The following is a 17,133-nucleotide window of genomic DNA, read 5'->3' as shown; positions in this document are numbered from 1 at the left end:
GTTAAGTCCATGAAAATCACTTCCTCCTGAATCAACAATTGATTCTGACAAGCAATTGGAATATGTATGTCCACTTCCTTTTCATCTATCTTAAGTTTAGAAAAGATTTGTTAAGGAACACTTAAAGGCGGTTTGAACTTTTGTAAACATTCTGTAAATGAAAAAATAAAAATAAGAAATGAAAAAACGGCTTCAAATCGCAATTATGCATCATTCCCAACTTAGAATGTAAATTGTTTGTAAATTTTTTACGATTTATTCATATTCTTTGCTAAATACACTCTTTTTTGTTTAGATATCACATGTGTTGTCATATTATAAAAATCATTGCGGACGTGATATTTTCCGAGTTTACTAGCAGTTTCCCACACAGATGAAAAAATTCAGTTTGTTTTTCCAAATGAGATTGATCTCGGAAATAATCGCAAAATATTTTATATGCCCCCTTTTGAGGACGCTAAAGGACATTTCGTTCAATGCAAAATCCTTGCCGACAGTGGAATCTAAAAATTCTCTGCCTCTTTGGTTGTAGTACTTGAACTTAGCCTTCAATGCTGAATTCGCTGCTGATACAGCTTAAAAAAAGACAATGAAAAAACGCTCAACACAATAAAATTTGACAGGCTCTGTTTGAGCGTGATATAGTTTGTTTTGAAAATACAGAAAATTATTTAAATAATTAAAATTGTAAGCGCTTAAAGGGGGTAAAGATATGACAAGACAAGCAGTAAAGGATGCTCTCAAGGAAACTCTTGACAAGGTGTTGGATACCGCTATAGGCAGGGCTGGAGGAGCCCCTGGTGTAGTTGCAATGGTAACTGACCGGGACGGAAACATCTATGAGGGGGCAGCCGGTGTACGCGATCTTGGAAAGAAAACACCGATGACCACCGATACAGTGTTCGCTCTTTTTTCGACCACGAAGGCCATCACCGGTACGGCATTGATGAAATTGGTCGAGGAAGGAAAAGTCAGTCTCGACGATCCGGTCAAGAAGTATGTACCTGAGATTGCCGAGATTCCAGTTCTCGAAGGGTTTGACAAAGACGGGCAGCCAAAACTAAGGGAAGCAAAAACCGACGTTACGATCAACATGTTGATGCTACACACTGCCGGCTTCGGCTACGAGTTCTTCAGTCATGAAGATCGAAAATACCGTGAAGCAAAGGGAGTACCTTCCATCCTCACTAGTACATTTGACTCTGTAAAGAGCGTGCTTCTATTCGAGCCAGGTGAACGCTGGAACTATGGCGTCAACATCGACTGGGTTGGTAAAGTTGTTGAAGCCGTATCCGGTAAACGACTGGGCGAAGTGATGGCAGAGCGTATTTTTGCCCCACTCGGCATGTCCGACATCGGTTTCACGTTATCACCGTCGATGATGGAACGCCGCGCAACCATCCACAGCCGCAGTCAGGATGGTCAACTCACACCAAAACCTGAGCTTATTCTCCCGCAATCTCCAGAAATGGATATGGGAGGACATGGTTTGTATGCGAGCATTGGCGAATACACGAAGTTTATCCGAATGATTTTGAATGACGGTGCGGGTGTACTCAAACCAGAAACAGTCGCGCAAATGTCTCAAAACGGACTTGGGGAATTGAAGAGCGGCGGATGGATTTCGTCCGATCCAACGCTGGCTAATGACGGCGAGTTCTACCCCGGCGTACAAAAGTCGTGGTCTTATACATTCCAGGTAAACGATGAACCTACCCCTACAGGTCGTCCAGCAGGCCAATTGATGTGGTCGGGATTGGCTAACCTGTTTTACTGGATTGATCGCAAAAACGGGATTGGCGGATATTGGGCTACGCAAATATTTCCGTTCCAAGATGTGGGGTCATACTTGGGCTTCCTCGAATTCGAGTCAGCAGTCTATAGTACGTTGAAACGGTTCGGTCAGATTACTACTTGATCTAGGGAATGGAGACTATACAGATGACTCCCCCGCTTACTCCGTATAATGTCACAAAGTGCGGATGGATGATCATCTAAAGTATTTTCTTTCTAACATACACTTCAGCGGCGAAAGCCATAGCTTAAGAGTTTGTTAGAAATATATTCGATAGCGCTTTCTTTAAGAATCCTTTATTGTACTGCATTTATCAATATCAATCATTGAATATCGGAGATTTTCCGGACCAATCTTTTTGCCTATCCAGCAAACTGAAACAAATTTTTAAGGGGGGTATCTAATAAGTCGATTTTCCGGCTTATAGACGCCCCTTTAATGTTTTAGAAACGTTGATATATCAATGCTTATGATATTTCGGTTTCAGTGGATTTTGACTTTCTAGACAGCCCCTGTTTGTGCTTCGAGCAGCCTTTATTGTCTTTTACATTATGGCTGCGGCGAAATCTGTCAAAAATGAATATTTCTATCAAAATCGCGAATTAGACTTCAATATATTAGATGAAATGAAAATTCGTGAGCGTCAAAAGATACAATCTTTACAAACTTTCGTAAATTCAACCTTGGAACCACCATATCGTAACAATAGTTAGAAATAAAAGATATATGAATGATATAATTCGGAAGAGCCTTTTTTTATTTTTAAACGGCGGCTTCCACATTATGACGATAATGGCAGGAGCAAACAGAGTGATTAAAATGAGTTTTATCTCAATAAATGCTATACATAAAGCTAATAATATGGAAACGTAAAAAACGGGTATAAACCATGTGCTTTTTTCATTTTCTTCATCATCTGACCCATTATTCGAATCATTCAGCAATTTTTCTAAGTTTAGTTTTTCCCATAGCATATGCTTTACACCTCCTCATGAAAATTGGGCCATTAAATATGGAGTGATCTTAGCCTCTACAACGGCAGCGATAAATGTCAAAATGATCATTAGAAAAAAGAATGTAAAGATGTCCTTTAAAAAAACGGAATTTGATTCTCCCCTCATTTTGGCAATGACCGCATCAATCAGTTTAAACCCAATAGAACCCGCAATAATCATAGCAGGAATCTCAAATATACCATGTGGAACTAGGGCTGTTACAATATAAATTAGATCGTTCCCATGTTGAAGACTGTGCATGATAGATACACCAACTAAAAAATCATTGACTAGTAATAAAGCAGCAGTAAAAATTCCAAACGTAAATATAGTAAAGCTTATGAAAACATCCGCAAGTACGTTATGTATAAAATAATCAAATATAGTACGCCCAACATTTGGTTCCTGTCTTTCTACAGGTAAGATATTGCTAAAAAAAGTACCCATGATAATTCCAATCACGTATATTATAAACGCCACTGATAAAACCCGCTTATTTCGCAGTAGAACGTTTTTTATTTAACCAATCTCTTCCATATCATTAATAATCATATTTTCGAAATTTATTATGTTTTTCATGTTCGTGTATTCCTTTAATATTTCCCCATTGATTAAAACTCCTACACGATCGCATAGATTTTGAGCAACATGCACTAAATGAGTAGACATGAAAATAATTTTTCCACTATCTGCGTATTCCCTTAAAAACTTTTTCATAAACATTGTTGTCGGAGGATCAAATGAGCTTAGCGGCTCATCTAGTAAAAGCACATCCGGTTCATGAATGATAGCACCGGCAACAGACAGCTTATGCTTCATACCAAAGGAAAGAGTTGAAATCATTTCATTTTCCTTATCTTTTAGTGAAAAATTTTTTAACAACATTTGAATACGGTCAGTTTTTTGCGAATCGGGTACTTGCTGCAGGTCAGCTATAAAATCTAAATATTCCTTTGGAGTAAGATAATTATAAATAAAAGGTGTGTCCGGAACATAACCTATATATTGTAAAAATTCGGATCGATCATCATCAATTGTCTTACCGTCAATAAATATTTTTCCAGAGTCTGGAGTGACCAATCCGATTATACATTTAAGCAAAGTGGATTTCCCAGCACCGTTTGGCCCTAATAGTCCATATATTTCTCCTCTTTTTAATGTAATATTAATTGATTTTAATACATCATACTCCTTATACCTTTTCGAAACATCTTTTATAATCATCTGCTCATCTCCCAATGAGAAGTACCGACTCGTTTAATCCAAAAGTAAAAGAATATAAAAAAGCTTATGAATAGCAAGGAAGAACCTGAGATTGCCAACACATTAAAAAGAATGCTGCTGATGTAGTTTTTCCAGTAAAGAACCCCCAACAGCCCATATATTTCTAAATTTAATATTAAAACAATTCCAAGAATCGTGTGTTCAAAAACAGAAGCTTTAACGGAAGAGCCAACATCTTCAATATGTTCCCAATCCAGACGCGGATACAAAAACGTTCCAATAATTTGAGCACTGCTGATGATAATAGCGGTAGTATTTACAAGGACAAATATCATAATGACAGTACTTAGTTTCAGATGAAAAAATGAGACAACACATATAAATAAAACGTTCATGACGATCAAAATAGGAATAACATGTAAAATCGCCTTGCTTACGATTAACTGCTTCAAAGAAGAGCCTGACCCTTTATATAAAAACAAGTTCTCCCTTTCAGCATCAGCTGATGTAATCCCTAATAATCCGTCTCCTAAAAACGAGACATTTATTGATACTGCAAAGATGATCGGATATATTACGAAAAGAGCCGGGAATTCAAACCAATTTTGCATCATTCCTAACCCGAACAATATTCCGATTTCGGAAGCCAGCATATAGATAGATAAATAAAACCTCTTTTTTATTAAAAAGTTCGCTCGAGTGAAAGCGATGAAATCCTTTTTAATAACCGCCAAAACTTTTCTTGATAGAAGTTTTTTTAGTTTCCTATAAACAAAATTGGGAAAAGATCTGTTTTTTATTATGTTGACATTTGTTTCATTGGAAAGCTGCGAAATATCTTTTACGTCTAAATATTTATTTACAATAAGATACGAAATATAAATTAGAATGATTCCAATAATTAGCAACAACGGTTGATAATAGAGAAAGTATTCTACTTCCATTAGTGTATTAAATAACCAATTAGTAGGCAGCACATAACCAGTCAAAATCACATCAAGATTGAATCTAGAAATAGAATGAACGATCGATTCTATAAAGTTTTCCTCATAAAAGTAGCTAAAACCTAACCAGCCAAATACAATCGTAGACAGAAATGATAAAAGCATAACAAAAACGAAAGAAAGTACACTTTTCACAGCTGACTGAAAAACAACATGCAAAACCTTTGAATATATTATGTATAATCCTGAAGAATAAAAACTGATGACCCCAATTAAAAAAAGAACATAAAATGGAAACGATACAAATAACAATAGCCGAGAAGTTATTGATTCTTCTACAAAATTTAAAACGTAGAACAGGATTGGATATAAAAAGAAAAGAGTCGAAAACAGTGACTTGAAAATGATTTGCGTAAAAAATCTTACCAATAATATATCTTTTGGATCTGTTTTCACGGAGTATAGTAAGAGAAAATCTTCCGGATAGACAAACCTTTGCAAAATATCATGAGAAGAACGAAGATTGCTGATTAAATTCCATAATACTAGCAAATTGACTAACAAAACAGCTGCTTGAGAAAAATAAGGAATGATTAGTTCTACTAAATGATATAGGATAAAATTGTATACTCCAAAAATGAAAACAAATAAAACTAGTAATATTTTTTGATTCAATAAATTTTCCCCAAACGGAAAGAAAAAAAGAAATCTATTGACATAGCGTCTAAAATTTAACTTGAAATTCGAATAAAATAGATTAGACTTTAACATACTGCCTCCTGAGTTTACAATCTAGGGCGATGGCAAAAATTATTTCGCCATCACTCGATTTTTTTAATTTACCATTTCGAGCCCATTCTTTATCTAGATTGAATATATCATAAATAATAGAAAAAATTCCATATTCTGATAAATTTTATTTTAGGGGAAATGCTTGCGCTTTTTTAATAAGCGTCCATTTTACAGAGATGATTTGACGATTACATGAGAGAGTTACAAAAAGTGAACTTGAGCAGGTTGCCTTTTGCCGTTGAAGTAGCTTCAAGTGCTGAAAGATGAGAGGGAATAGATTGACAGAGCTTTTCTTTAACATGAGATTCTTTTACCAGCAATTTTGTTGAAGCCCTTACAGAAAATCATAATTGAAGGATGAGCGCAAAACGGAATTTTTAGTTGTCAGTTTCTGTATTCTATCTTCCAAACCGAAAAGCCGAAAGCCTAATGATAGGGAAAAGAGTAAAAATTGTCAAAAAAGCCGCAGTTATTGTTCTCATTGCTGAGGGATCTCTTGCACGCTGCAATTTGGCAGGAAAAATGAAAAGGGAGAAAAGAAATTGAATAAAGGACTTTTTTATATGTAAGTCCTTTATTCGTTCAAAACGATAATAATTGGAAGACAAAAGGCTGTAAATTGTTGTTAAAATAATCGCCGAAGTAAAGAATCAATTTAATATTCATCTGTTTCCCACTGTTAATGACGGAACATATTTTTTACACACTACAACTATTGAAAAGAGAAGCGTTTCTTGCCCGAATTATATTCCTAACTTGGCTCCAAAAAAATAAAAGTTGAGAGCTTCTTACATTTACGATAATGTTTTCTTGCTTTCACATAGCTTTTGATAGCGTTCGAGAAGTTTTTCATATCGAACCATTCCGGCATCTTTGCTGCCTAGTTCAAAATTTCCATAAAAGCCGTGAAAATCAGATCCTCCTGTTTCGATCAGCTCGAATTGGTCCGCATAATATTTGACAAGTTCTTCGTCCTTAGGTCCATGCAAAGGGTGAACTGCTTCGACGCCTTCTAAGCCAATCTCAACCCACTCGGGGATTGCATCAAAATTGTTAAATTGTTTTGGATGGGCAAGTACCGGCAGACCGCCCGCCTCGCGGATGGCAATAATCGCATCTTCCACATCGACATACTGTATAGGTATGTGCGCTAATCCTTGCGGCTTTCCTTCCCCGCCTTTTGAAAAAAGCTTATCATATAGATCGCCATAGATTTTGTCAGCGTATCCTTTGTTTATTAAAGCATGCATAATATGCTGTTTGTATACCCCTGTGCCGTCTTTGGCGAATTGTTCTACTTCTTCCCATGAAATGTTAAAACCTGCTTTCATAATTCTTTTCGTCATTTCATACGATGCCAGGTGTCTCATCTTTAACAGCGGGCTGCACAGGTTTTCAATCGCTTCGTGATGCGGTTCCACAAAAAAGCCTAAAATATGGGCTCTCCGTTGTCTTTTATAGTCATAAGCCGAAATCTCGATCCCTGGAATAATGGTTACTCCAAGCTGCTCTCCTATATATTTCGCTTCCTTTAATCCTTTTGTCGTATCATGGTCCGTAATTGCCAAATGGGTGATTCCTTTTTCTTTCGCAAGAGAAATTACTTCAAATAGACTCATTGAGCCATCTGATATATTTGAATGACAATGTAAATCAATCATTACGGTCAACACCTGCTTTCACTGTTTTTATAAAATAATTAATGAGTTTCACGCAAATTTACCTTCATTCTTGTCGAAACAAATTCGAAAATGATCGCTAAAACAAGAATGAAGTAAGTAATCATTCCGATTTCCCTTAAATCAAAATAAAATCCGCTCGCCATAAACAAATCAAATCCGATCCCGCCTGCTCCTGCGGCAGCCCCCATCGCAACAGCAACGGAAAAGTTAATCTCAAATCTCATAAACGTCCAAGAAATTAAATACGTCATTGATGAGGGGATTACCGTCTGAAACACAATTTGCCACCAATTGGCCCCGCAGCCCTTTAATGCTTCGATCACACCTTCATCCAACTCTTCGAACGATTCAGAATATGCTTTAATCAAATAGCCAATGGAGTGAAACGTCATGCCAATAACAGCTGCAACACTTCCTAGACCAGCAGCGACGGAAAAAATCAGCACCCACAAAACAGTAGGAACGGCGCGAATAAATGCAACAAAGGCTTTAATGGTATTGGAAACAACTTTATTTGATAAATTTTGCGCTGCCAACAGCCCTAGAAAAAGTGCAATAACAGCTCCGAACACTGTCGTCAAAAAAGCAAGCCCCAAGGTTATCAACACTTGATAGATTGATTCTGTTATAGTTAAACGCGAAAAGCTTGCTTCGAAAAACATTGTTTTAAAATTCGCAAATGTTTCTTTTAATCCAGACATGAAATTTGTATCGCCATAATCAAACATTGTAAAGCCATAAACAGTAATAACGAATAATGCTGTCAATGTCAGCCGGATGGCAATTGCCTGCTTCGTCAACGGTTTCACTTTTATTTTCGAAGAATGCGTTAATTTTCCGCTGTCTTTCAGAGTGCTTCCAGTTTTCATCAACCATTCATTATTCATATCATCACCCTTTCTTCCTTAAATTTTCATTCATCGTTATAAAATGACCCTTCTTATCAAATTCGAAAGATATTCAATGACAAATACCGTCAGTATGATAGTCATGACAACCAAACTCGCTGCACTATAATTGGAGCTTTTATAATACAAGTCAAAAGAAAAACCAATTCCAGTACCGGTTAAAATTCCAACTAAAGTCGCGCTGCGAATATTCGTTTCAATTTCAAATAATACCCAACTGATCATCTGGGGAAGGCTGGATGGAATGACCGACTGGAAGATGATCGAAAAAAATTGGGCGCCGGTTGCACGCAATGCTTCAACGGAACTATTGCTAACTTCATCGATCGTTTCTATAAATGCTCGCGTTAAAAAACCAAAGGAGGCGAAGAACAAAGCAAAAAATCCGGTAATGGAGCTTTGTCCAAAAGAAAAGAGCAGAATCAATGCCCATGCAGCTACCGGAATATTACGAGAAACAGTTGCAATTCCTCTGCTTATTGCACTTAATAAACCATTCACTTTCGTCGTCTTCGAACCGCATATTGCGAAAAAAGTTGCAAAAATAGCTGCTGTTGTCGTGGAAGCGACTGATATTAAAACTGTTTCTTGTAATTTACTTAAAATATCCGGAAGCTTTTCCATCGCTTTTGCATCAGGAAAAAAATTTGTCACTCCCCACTCTACTGCCTTTGCAACAGAGGCGAGTCCTTTCACAAGCTGAAAATCTGTTATAAACATAGAAAGATACGTTAACACAATCAACAATAAAAAAAATAAGGAGAAGCTTCTTCTTCTTTTTACAAAGATATCTGCTTGCATGATCTTCACCTACATTAAAGAATCAGATTCTTTACTTCAGACCCATAAATATTGCGAACAATATCTTCTGTTATTTGTTTCGGCGAGCCATCGTACACTTTCTTTCCATTATTAATACCGATAATTCGATCAGAGTACTTCAAAGCGACATCGACTTGGTGCAGGTTGACAATACAAGTAATTCCGAGTGTAGAAGAAATATTTTTTAAATGATCCATAATGATTTTGGCTGAGTTTGGATCTAAGGAGGCAATCGGCTCATCACACAATAGCATTCTCGGATTTTGAATTAAGGCTCTGGCAATTCCGACGCGCTGTTTTTGTCCGCCGCTTAGCTGATCACACCGTTTATACACTTGATCCTCCAGCCCCAACAATCCGAGAATATGAACCGCCTGCTTTTTCTCCTCCTCGCTGTATAAACCGAATGCTCCTGCCAAAGTTGACTTGTAGCCGAGCCTTCCGTGGAGCACGTTTTCAATTACGCTTAATCTAGTGACAAGATTGTAATGCTGAAAGACCATTCCAATGGTTGCTCTCACTTTTCTTAAGCTTTTTTTGCCAAGCTTTAAAATGTCGACACCATCAAATATGATTTCACCGCTAGACGCTTCGATCATGCGGTTAATACACCGGAGGAGGGTTGATTTCCCCGCCCCCGATGGACCAATGATCGAAACGAATTCCCCTTCTTTTACAGAAAAGTTCATGTCTTGAAGCGCCATTGTATTGGTTCCATAACGTTTTGACACGTTATTTAATGTTAAAATGGCTGTCATCGTTTATCCCTCACCAAATCCTTATTTAGACAATTCTCTGATCGGATCAAACCAAGAATCCTCTACTTCAACGAAACGCTCATTAGCTTTTTTCGTAAACAAACCGCTAAAATCAGAATCCTCCGGCACGAAAATCTTCGTATTGTTGGCTACTTCATCAGAAACAAAAGCTTCCACAAGCTTTTTGCGATCTTCTTCAGATACGGTTTCCGTATTGACAACAAACGGAGCATTCAATACCGGTGTGACTGAAATTAAGACAAATTCCTTTCCAGGCACAGTATGAAACGGCTCAGCAGCATCATTTTTGACTTTATATACCGCTCCCGGTTTATTTTGCTCACCGTCAACTAATTCAATATAGTTGTTCACACATGTGTCGCAAAATGCTGCTACATCTACTTTTCCAGACAGTAAGTTAACCGCAGACCCTTGATGAGAGCCTCCATATTGCACTTCGCTGAAAAACTTGCCCTCGCCGCCTTCTAATAAATCTTCAGCAGTTAAATCTTTGTACTCTTCTTTTTGGCTAAAGTACGAAACGATTTCGGTCGATGGAACTTTAAAGCCTGATGTGGAGCTGTTAGACACAAATGAAAATTTCTTTCCAGCTATATTATCAATGGAAAACCCGGAGCCGCTTTTGTACTCGTCTTCATCCCCTTTATTTACGGCAAGCCAGCTGTAGTACATGGCATCATCAAGTGTGCCGGATTCACCGCTCGGAACAACGAGAGGAAGCACTTTTTCATTTTTGTCATGAGCCTCTATGTATCCCTGTGCACCCATAAACGCTAAATCAGCATTTCCGTTTGCAATCGCCTCAATGGCAATAATGTAATCAGTTGTCGTCTTATGCTCGACTTTCTTTCCAGTTGCTTCTTCAATCAACTTAGCGATTTCGTCACGTGCCGCTTTCAAATCTTCACCGGATTCATTCGGGTACCATGCAATTGTAAGCGTATCGTCGCCGTTTTTTTGAGCGGAACCGCTTTCTGTTCCTGCAGATGATGAACATCCTGATAAAAAGATGACCAAGATGAAAGCGATGCTCATAAACCTTATCATTTTTTTCATATTCATTACCCCTTTTCTTGTCAAAATAGATTTTTTTCCATTTATAATTGAATATAAAGGATGAATGTAAAGGAACTGTTAATTCATACCGTTGAATTACTAAAGAATTTTTAATGTTTTGTAAAGGGATTTTTTTCAGAATACTTGATGATTTCCCCGTCCAGCATTCGGTATTCTACATCACATAAGTTTTGCATGAACAACATATCATGAAAAATTCCCAGCATTGTTGTCCCTTCGCGAACGAGCTGTTCCATCAATACTCTTACTTTTTCCTTCGATTCATCATCTAAACTTGCCGTCGGTTCATCCAATAAAAGTAGTCTCGGACGCTTTACCATTGCTCTAGCGATGTTCAACCGCAGTTTTTCACCCCCGGAAAAAGTAGCAACATAACTATCCCAAAGCTGAGGATCCAGTTCAAAATGCGTCAATATTTTTTCTGTCTCTTCCTCCGCATACTTATCGTTATGCCCCATTTCTAATATTGCTTGTTTGACTATTTCCCTGGCCGTTATACGAGGCAAAGCATTTAAAAACTGTGATACGTATCCGATCTCATGCTTTCGTAAATAAATCATTTCTCTTTCCGTCGCTTCTCGCAAATTGATTAGGCCAAACTTTTTTGAGTTGTACCAGATGTCTCCACTTTCAGGCAAATATGTGCGATAGATGCATTTTAAAATGGTTGATTTACCGCTGCCGCTTTTACCGGTAATACCGACAAATTCTCCTTCTTTTACAACAAAGCTAATCTTGTTAATTGCGCGGATTTCCTTGTTTACACTGTGCAATCGAAATGTTTTGGACAGGCTCTCAACCGTTAAAATGTTTTCCACTGAATTCCCTTCTTCCCTCATACTTATCTAGAAATGTTTCAATATGTTGAGACAAGTCGTCGATTCGTTCTTTCAACGTTTCATACGACCAGTCCCACCACTTGATTCGTTCCAATCGTTTAACCGTTTGCTCATCAAATCGGCGCCTTAGCGGTTTGGCTGGTATTCCAGCAACGATTGTATAAGGCTCTACATCCTTTGTCACAATAGCTCCGCTGCCGACTACTGCACCATTGCCGATTTTTACACCAGGCATGATTATTGCCCCATGGCCAATCCATGTGTCATGGCCGATATAGGTGATTTGTGCTTTACGCCATGATAAAAACGCTTCATCGTCATGAGTATCAACTCCATACATTTTTCTCCGATACGTAATATGGTGCAAAGTAGGGCGATTCATCGGGTGAGCGGTTGGACCGATTCGCACCATCGCAGCAATATTGGAAAATTTTCCAACTTCAACATTTTGCAGGATGCAAAACTGCCCTGTATAAGAAAAATCCCCCATTTTTACATTTTCTAAATAATTGTGAGCCCCTATTTCTGTGTATTCACCTAATTCTGTATGAAACAACTGGCAATGTTCATGGATATAAGGTTTTTTTGACAGCTTTTTCTCGATCATAGAAACTCCCTTTCCATCATCTTTAAATTCTATAATTTGTTTTCAAGATTAAACGGCCGTCCACAAAACAAGACGTGATAACCGGAAAATCTAAGTCTATTTTTTCGATGATGACTATATCCGCTTTTTTTCCTTCCTTAATTGATCCAATTTGATCATCCAGTTTGACAGCTTTGGCCGGGTTAATCGTCACAAGCTTAAACATTTCGACTAGGTCGATATCGCTTTTTTCGCTCATTTTAAAAACAGCATGAAGCAGCGATGGAGGATAATAGTCACTACATAAAATATCGATACACCCGTGTTGAATGGCTTCTTGTGCAGATAAATTTCCGCTGTGGGACCCTCCCAAAAGAACGTTCGGAGCCCCGGCTACCGTCAGCATTCCTTTCTTTTTCGCATTTTTAGCAATTTCCAAGGTGATTGGAAATTCACTGATCGAAGCCCCAAAGCTTTGCACAAGCTCAAGTTTTTCCAACGTGTCATCGTCATGAGAAGCGATAGCAATACCTTTTTGTTGTGCCAGCGTTGCAATTTCCTTTATTCCCTCAAGTGTTAATTTTTCCTTATGCTGATGTTTTGTAATGACTCTATCAATCTCTTCATCACTGAGCTCTTGGTAGCCTTTTATCGTTTTTCTGTAAATTTCTAAATCTCTATATTGTCCTTGACCAGGGGTATGATCCATAAACGAAATTAAGTGCACCTTGCTCTCAGCAATGTACGATTTTAAGTTTTCAACTTCTTCGATGCTGTCAATTTCAAACCGTGCATGGAACCGATGTCGTATTAAATGCTTTGTATGATGAGTTTGGTGGATCATTTCAATAAATTTCCGGACATTTTCCGGCTCACGGATCGGTTTATGTGAAAATTCCGAGCTTTTATAAATAGAAAGTGAATGAAACATTGTTGTAATCCCATGGGTGATTAATTCTTTTTCCGCTTCGCGAAGACTTAAATGAAAATTCATTAACGATGTCGGTCTTGGTGCTGCCATATGTTCAATATAGTCAGAATGAAGATCGATAAACCCAGGAGAGACATATCCGCCCGCCGCATCGATTACTTCCATTCCTTCCTTCCAAGCGATTTTCCCTTTGCCATCAATTTTGCTAATTTTATCTCCTTCAATAAGAAGATCGTAACCATCGAGAATGGTTTCTTCCGTTATAATTCTTCCGTTTGTTATGAGATACACGTTTTTTCCTCCATTCTCACAAGTCCAAAAAATTGATCATAATAATGAATGGACGAGCTGCTGTGTATAAGGATGCTGTGGATCTTCCAAAATTTGATCGGTCAACCCTTGCTCGATAATTTTTCCTTCCAGCATGACGAACGTTCTGTCTGCAAGCATTCTGATAACGCCTAAATCATGGGAAACAACGATCATGCTTATCTTCAGTTCCCTCTGTAAATTCCGTATCAAATCTAAAACATTTGCTTGAACGGACAAATCAAGACCGGTCGTTACTTCATCGAGAAGAAGAATCGGCGGATTATTCGACAATGCTTTGGCGATTTGAACTCTTTGCTGCATGCCCCCCGAAAATTTTTGGGGCTCCTCCTTCATCCTAAATAGCGGAATGTTTACCTCCTCAAGCAGCACTTGTCCTCTTAACACCATCTGTCCAACATTCCTGTTCCCTGCCGCAATTAATTTTTCAGCAATATTGCCGATGGAGGAAAAGTTCATGCGCAAGCCGAGAAGCGGATTTTGGTAAACTTTCCCCATCAGATGGTTGCGAATGTACCGTTTTTGTTGGGAGGACTCGTTTAATACGTTTTTTTTTCCATCATGATAAAATCGGATATACACTTCACCGCTTGTGGCCTCTTGATCAAAATATAGCTGTCTCATTAATGTTGATTTACCGCTGCCGCTTTCACCTACAATGCCTAATACTTCACCGGGATAGAGATCAAACGAAATATCACGGCAAGCATATACCGTACCGCAGACAGGGCAAAAGTTTTTCACCAAAACGGCGGAATCCGCCTTTCCGCATTGGCTGCATCCAGGTCCGAATTGTTTGTTTAACTTTTTGACCGATAATACTGGATTGCTTAAATCATCCATGTTGAACACCTCTTGATTCTGATTGCTCATTTAATCTTGATAAACAATAGCTTGTATCATTGCATTGGTAATAGGTTTCACCTGTTTCCTCATTAAACAATTCATCCAAATATACTCCCGTAGCGCCGCACAGTCTGCAATGTTTATCTTCAAAGCTCTCCACTTCAAACGGATAATCGTCAAACGCAAGTGAAACGACTTTCGTGTATGGTGGTACAGCGTATATCTTCTTTTCACGACCGGCTCCAAGCAAAATTAATGCCTTTGAATAGTGCATTTTCGGATTATCAAACCTTGGTATAGGACTCGGCGCCATGACATACCGATTTTCCACCATCACAGGATGATCAAAATCCGAAGCCATATGCCCGTATTTCATGATTTGTTCAAAAAGCATCAGCCATGCGCCGCTGTATTCTTTCTCCGCATGAAGCCTTTTCGTATTATATTCGCTCGGTTCATAATCGCGCAGCGGTTCAGGCAGTGGTACTTGTAATACAAGTATCTGGCCTTCTGTAAGAGGAATTTCTGGAATTCGATGTCTTGATTGAATGATCGTTGCTTCTTGCGTCTCCTCCGTCGTTTTAATGCCCGCCGTTTTCATCACCAATTTTTTAATGTTTACCGCATTAACGGATTCATCAGAGCCTTGGTCGATTACTTTTAAAACATCATCTTTGCCAATGAGAGAAAGGGTTAATTGCACTCCACCTGTTCCCCAGCCGCGTGCAATCGGCATTTCTCTTGATGCAAATGGAACTTGATAGCCCGGAATGGCAATTGCTTTTAATGTGGCTCTTCGAATTTCCCGTTTGGAACCTTCATCGAAAAAAGCAAAATTATAATGGATTTGCATGAATTCCTCTCCTTTTTACATTTCTTGCTTGCTTTTTGATTTGCGTACAATATCAAGCTTCGATTGGAAAGTGACATAGTGAGGCAGCTTCAAATGTGAAATAAACCCGGTGGATTCAACCGAATCAATATGATAAAGGACAAATTCCTCGTCTCCTGTCGGATAGTCCCTATTTCCCTTCTCCAAACTATTGTCTAAAATCCCCATTGCGATTGCTTTCGTTTCGTTTTGACCAAAGCAAAGACCATATCCGATTTCAAACTTAATTTCCTTTTTCCCGTCCCCGATCTCAACTGTTTCCGGAATTAACATTTCGACTTCGGTTGCTTTAATTTCCCCAATATAATAAGCATCGTCTTCTCCATTAAATGAATGAAAAGGGCTATCGATGTAAACCGGCAAATAGCCGACACGCAGTTCACCTACTGTTGGATGAAGACTTCCATATCCGCGAATGACGGCATAAGCTAATGAAGTCACCGCCCCTGTCTGGCCTCTCGTTAAAACTTGGAGACGTTGACTGCGGGTGGAAGGAAACGTCAAGCTTTTTCTCGTTACATCATCAGGCTCTGTATTATCCATTACACACTCCGAGAACAAACCTTCTTTTCTTAAGTAATCACTTACTTTTGGCAGTTTGCCAAAATGTTTTTCATCCACTTCGTCGAGCGTTTCCTTCTCATAGGCCGAAAGCCAATTTACTGCATCTTCATCTGTTTCCTCCATGAGGTCAAAGTCGAGCAAACGATGAGTGTAGTCAGTTGTAGCTCCTAAAATTTGGCCGCCTGGTATATCTTTAAAACTAGCTGAAATCCTTCTTTCGATACTCATGTCCTTTGTATTAACTATTTGCGAATAATGCTTGCGCGGTAAAGTGGATCGATATGCACGAAGCAGAAAAACCGCTTCTTCAAGATTGCCTTCAGCATGTTTGATCGCTAGCGCCGCAAGGGTTTCGTCATATAGACTGCTCTCTGACATCACCTGATCAATCAATCCCCGCAGGCCAGCTTCAATTCTTCCAATGTCAAGAACAACTCCTTTTTTTAACCGCTCATATTTCAACCGTTTAATCGACTCCTCAATGGCAATTGTTCCGCCTTTCACTGCCACATAACCCATCAAAGCTTCCTCCCTTCTGATAAAATTTGCGTCGTCCTTGGCAGACATAAGAGATGATGATTTTTGTCCACAAAAATTAAATCAACCCCCATTGGAAATTCAGCGTTTTGTTGCTGTCGAACTTCCATCCAATTCCCATTTACTGAAACATTTACATAATTTGCTTCTTCAATGCCCGGACCTGTTAATTTGAAATCGCATTCATCCGTAACAGCATCTGCCTCAACAATAATGGTTGCTGAATCATGGGGATCGATGAGACTGCCGGTTTTTACTCGCTGTAATATTTGCCCAAGTTCATCTTCAGCTTTGTCATAAAGTACAAAAACGAAATCAGCGCGTTCTGCTGCATCAGCTTTTGCATAGGTTAGTTGGTTTATCCAGCGAGTTGTCTCTTCTTCCTTCTCGGAAACTACCTTAAAGGTCACTTCAGTATCTAGAAGCATTGCAGCCAGAACAAGTGTCGAGGGAAAACAGCCAGCCTCAAGATCTACTTTGGCCGCCTCATCTTTTAAATTTGTTATCAATCCGGGCCTAGACATGGAATCAACAACTTTTCGATATGCACGTTGAATATCGTGAATAAAATCTAATTTCATTCAACCTCT

General features: G+C 38.6%; 17 protein-coding genes. 1 reads left to right on the top strand and 16 read right to left on the bottom strand.

The annotated features are described in order from the left end of the window. Window positions 1-712 precede the first annotated feature (712 nt). Window positions 713-1,918, top strand: coding sequence for a serine hydrolase domain-containing protein (locus NSU02_RS02760; RefSeq protein WP_339194138.1), 1,206 nt, complete (start codon window positions 713-715; stop codon window positions 1,916-1,918). 554 nt (window positions 1,919-2,472) lie between these two features. Here NSU02_RS02760 and NSU02_RS02755 read toward each other — a convergent pair. From NSU02_RS02755 to phnH, 16 genes are all read right to left on the bottom strand, one after another. Then, window positions 2,473-2,769, bottom strand: a complete 297-nt coding sequence (locus NSU02_RS02755; protein ID WP_063387903.1) for a hypothetical protein — start codon at window positions 2,767-2,769, stop codon at window positions 2,473-2,475. Window positions 2,770-2,784: 15 nt separating this feature from the next. Further along, window positions 2,785-3,270 (bottom strand): stage II sporulation protein M, encoded by a 486-nt coding sequence (locus NSU02_RS02750; RefSeq protein ID WP_339194136.1) that lies wholly within the window; start codon window positions 3,268-3,270, stop codon window positions 2,785-2,787. A 39-nt stretch (window positions 3,271-3,309) separates the two neighbouring features. Next, window positions 3,310-4,014 carry an ABC transporter ATP-binding protein gene (locus NSU02_RS02745; protein WP_063387905.1) on the bottom strand — a complete coding sequence of 235 codons (705 nt, stop codon included), beginning with the start codon at window positions 4,012-4,014 and terminating at the stop codon, window positions 3,310-3,312. Continuing rightward, window positions 4,011-5,633: a hypothetical protein gene (locus NSU02_RS02740; protein WP_339194134.1), complete on the bottom strand. Its 1,623-nt coding sequence runs from the start codon at window positions 5,631-5,633 to the stop codon at window positions 4,011-4,013. The genes NSU02_RS02745 and NSU02_RS02740 overlap by 4 nt, the downstream gene beginning before the upstream one ends. Before the next feature lie 911 nt (window positions 5,634-6,544). Continuing rightward, window positions 6,545-7,411, bottom strand: a complete 867-nt coding sequence (locus NSU02_RS02735) for a PHP domain-containing protein (protein WP_144597141.1) — start codon at window positions 7,409-7,411, stop codon at window positions 6,545-6,547. Window positions 7,412-7,449: 38 nt separating this feature from the next. Beyond that, a complete protein-coding gene (locus NSU02_RS02730; RefSeq protein ID WP_144597269.1) occupies window positions 7,450-8,301 on the bottom strand; it encodes an ABC transporter permease subunit in 852 nt (283 codons plus the stop codon). Window positions 8,302-8,355: 54 nt separating this feature from the next. Beyond that, complete coding sequence (locus tag NSU02_RS02725; RefSeq protein WP_327847868.1) at window positions 8,356-9,141, bottom strand: phosphate/phosphonate ABC transporter permease; 786 nt, start codon at window positions 9,139-9,141, stop codon at window positions 8,356-8,358. Window positions 9,142-9,155: 14 nt separating this feature from the next. Then, window positions 9,156-9,920: a phosphonate ABC transporter ATP-binding protein gene (gene phnC / locus NSU02_RS02720; protein WP_144598237.1), complete on the bottom strand. Its 765-nt coding sequence runs from the start codon at window positions 9,918-9,920 to the stop codon at window positions 9,156-9,158. Between the two features lie 21 nt (window positions 9,921-9,941). Continuing rightward, window positions 9,942-10,997: a phosphate/phosphite/phosphonate ABC transporter substrate-binding protein gene (phnD, locus tag NSU02_RS02715; protein ID WP_144598236.1), complete on the bottom strand. Its 1,056-nt coding sequence runs from the start codon at window positions 10,995-10,997 to the stop codon at window positions 9,942-9,944. Between the two features lie 110 nt (window positions 10,998-11,107). Then, the gene (locus NSU02_RS02710; protein WP_063387911.1) at window positions 11,108-11,836 is read right to left on the bottom strand and encodes an ATP-binding cassette domain-containing protein; all 729 of its coding nucleotides are present in this window, start codon (window positions 11,834-11,836) and stop codon (window positions 11,108-11,110) included. After that, window positions 11,814-12,464 (bottom strand): DapH/DapD/GlmU-related protein, encoded by a 651-nt coding sequence (locus NSU02_RS02705; RefSeq protein ID WP_162877053.1) that lies wholly within the window; start codon window positions 12,462-12,464, stop codon window positions 11,814-11,816. The genes NSU02_RS02710 and NSU02_RS02705 overlap by 23 nt, the downstream gene beginning before the upstream one ends. 22 nt (window positions 12,465-12,486) lie before the next feature. Next, the gene (phnM, locus tag NSU02_RS02700; RefSeq protein ID WP_066248156.1) at window positions 12,487-13,665 is read right to left on the bottom strand and encodes a phosphonate metabolism protein PhnM; all 1,179 of its coding nucleotides are present in this window, start codon (window positions 13,663-13,665) and stop codon (window positions 12,487-12,489) included. A 36-nt stretch (window positions 13,666-13,701) separates the two neighbouring features. Further along, entirely contained in the window at window positions 13,702-14,547 is an 846-nt protein-coding gene (locus NSU02_RS02695; RefSeq protein ID WP_063387914.1) for an ATP-binding cassette domain-containing protein, read from the bottom strand. Beyond that, a complete protein-coding gene (locus tag NSU02_RS02690) occupies window positions 14,540-15,403 on the bottom strand; it encodes an alpha-D-ribose 1-methylphosphonate 5-phosphate C-P-lyase PhnJ (RefSeq protein ID WP_339194130.1) in 864 nt (287 codons plus the stop codon). The genes NSU02_RS02695 and NSU02_RS02690 overlap by 8 nt, the downstream gene beginning before the upstream one ends. Before the next feature lie 15 nt (window positions 15,404-15,418). Continuing rightward, window positions 15,419-16,525 carry a carbon-phosphorus lyase complex subunit PhnI gene (locus NSU02_RS02685; protein ID WP_339194128.1) on the bottom strand — a complete coding sequence of 369 codons (1,107 nt, stop codon included), beginning with the start codon at window positions 16,523-16,525 and terminating at the stop codon, window positions 15,419-15,421. Further along, the gene (gene phnH, locus NSU02_RS02680; RefSeq protein ID WP_327847871.1) at window positions 16,525-17,124 is read right to left on the bottom strand and encodes a phosphonate C-P lyase system protein PhnH; all 600 of its coding nucleotides are present in this window, start codon (window positions 17,122-17,124) and stop codon (window positions 16,525-16,527) included. The genes NSU02_RS02685 and phnH overlap by 1 nt, the downstream gene beginning before the upstream one ends. Window positions 17,125-17,133: the final 9 nt, after the last annotated feature.

This window comes from Aeribacillus sp. FSL W8-0870 (genome assembly GCF_037963755.1).
Taxonomy (GTDB): Bacteria; Bacillota; Bacilli; order Bacillales; family Aeribacillaceae; genus Aeribacillus; species Aeribacillus composti.
The sequence above is the reverse complement of the archived record's forward strand: the minus strand, read 5'-3'. Positions and strand labels throughout refer to the sequence as shown.

What these genes read in the sequence shown, in the direction of transcription:
- phnC (WP_144598237.1), bottom strand. Translation starts at nt 9,920, where the DNA reads ATGACAGCCATTTTAACATTAAATAACGTGTCAAAACGTTATGGAACC.
- NSU02_RS02695 (WP_063387914.1), bottom strand. Translation starts at nt 14,547, where the DNA reads ATGGATGATTTAAGCAATCCAGTATTATCGGTCAAAAAGTTAAACAAA.
- phnH (WP_327847871.1), bottom strand. Translation starts at nt 17,124, where the DNA reads ATGAAATTAGATTTTATTCACGATATTCAACGTGCATATCGAAAAGTT.
- NSU02_RS02745 (WP_063387905.1), bottom strand. Translation starts at nt 4,014, where the DNA reads ATGATTATAAAAGATGTTTCGAAAAGGTATAAGGAGTATGATGTATTA.
- NSU02_RS02690 (WP_339194130.1), bottom strand. Translation starts at nt 15,403, where the DNA reads ATGCAAATCCATTATAATTTTGCTTTTTTCGATGAAGGTTCCAAACGG.
- NSU02_RS02730 (WP_144597269.1), bottom strand. Translation starts at nt 8,301, where the DNA reads ATGAAAACTGGAAGCACTCTGAAAGACAGCGGAAAATTAACGCATTCT.
- NSU02_RS02685 (WP_339194128.1), bottom strand. Translation starts at nt 16,525, where the DNA reads ATGGGTTATGTGGCAGTGAAAGGCGGAACAATTGCCATTGAGGAGTCG.
- phnD (WP_144598236.1), bottom strand. Translation starts at nt 10,997, where the DNA reads ATGAAAAAAATGATAAGGTTTATGAGCATCGCTTTCATCTTGGTCATC.
- NSU02_RS02755 (WP_063387903.1), bottom strand. Translation starts at nt 2,769, where the DNA reads ATGCTATGGGAAAAACTAAACTTAGAAAAATTGCTGAATGATTCGAAT.
- NSU02_RS02760 (WP_339194138.1), top strand. Translation starts at nt 713, where the DNA reads ATGACAAGACAAGCAGTAAAGGATGCTCTCAAGGAAACTCTTGACAAG.
- NSU02_RS02705 (WP_162877053.1), bottom strand. Translation starts at nt 12,464, where the DNA reads ATGATCGAGAAAAAGCTGTCAAAAAAACCTTATATCCATGAACATTGC.
- NSU02_RS02735 (WP_144597141.1), bottom strand. Translation starts at nt 7,411, where the DNA reads ATGATTGATTTACATTGTCATTCAAATATATCAGATGGCTCAATGAGT.
- NSU02_RS02725 (WP_327847868.1), bottom strand. Translation starts at nt 9,141, where the DNA reads ATGCAAGCAGATATCTTTGTAAAAAGAAGAAGAAGCTTCTCCTTATTT.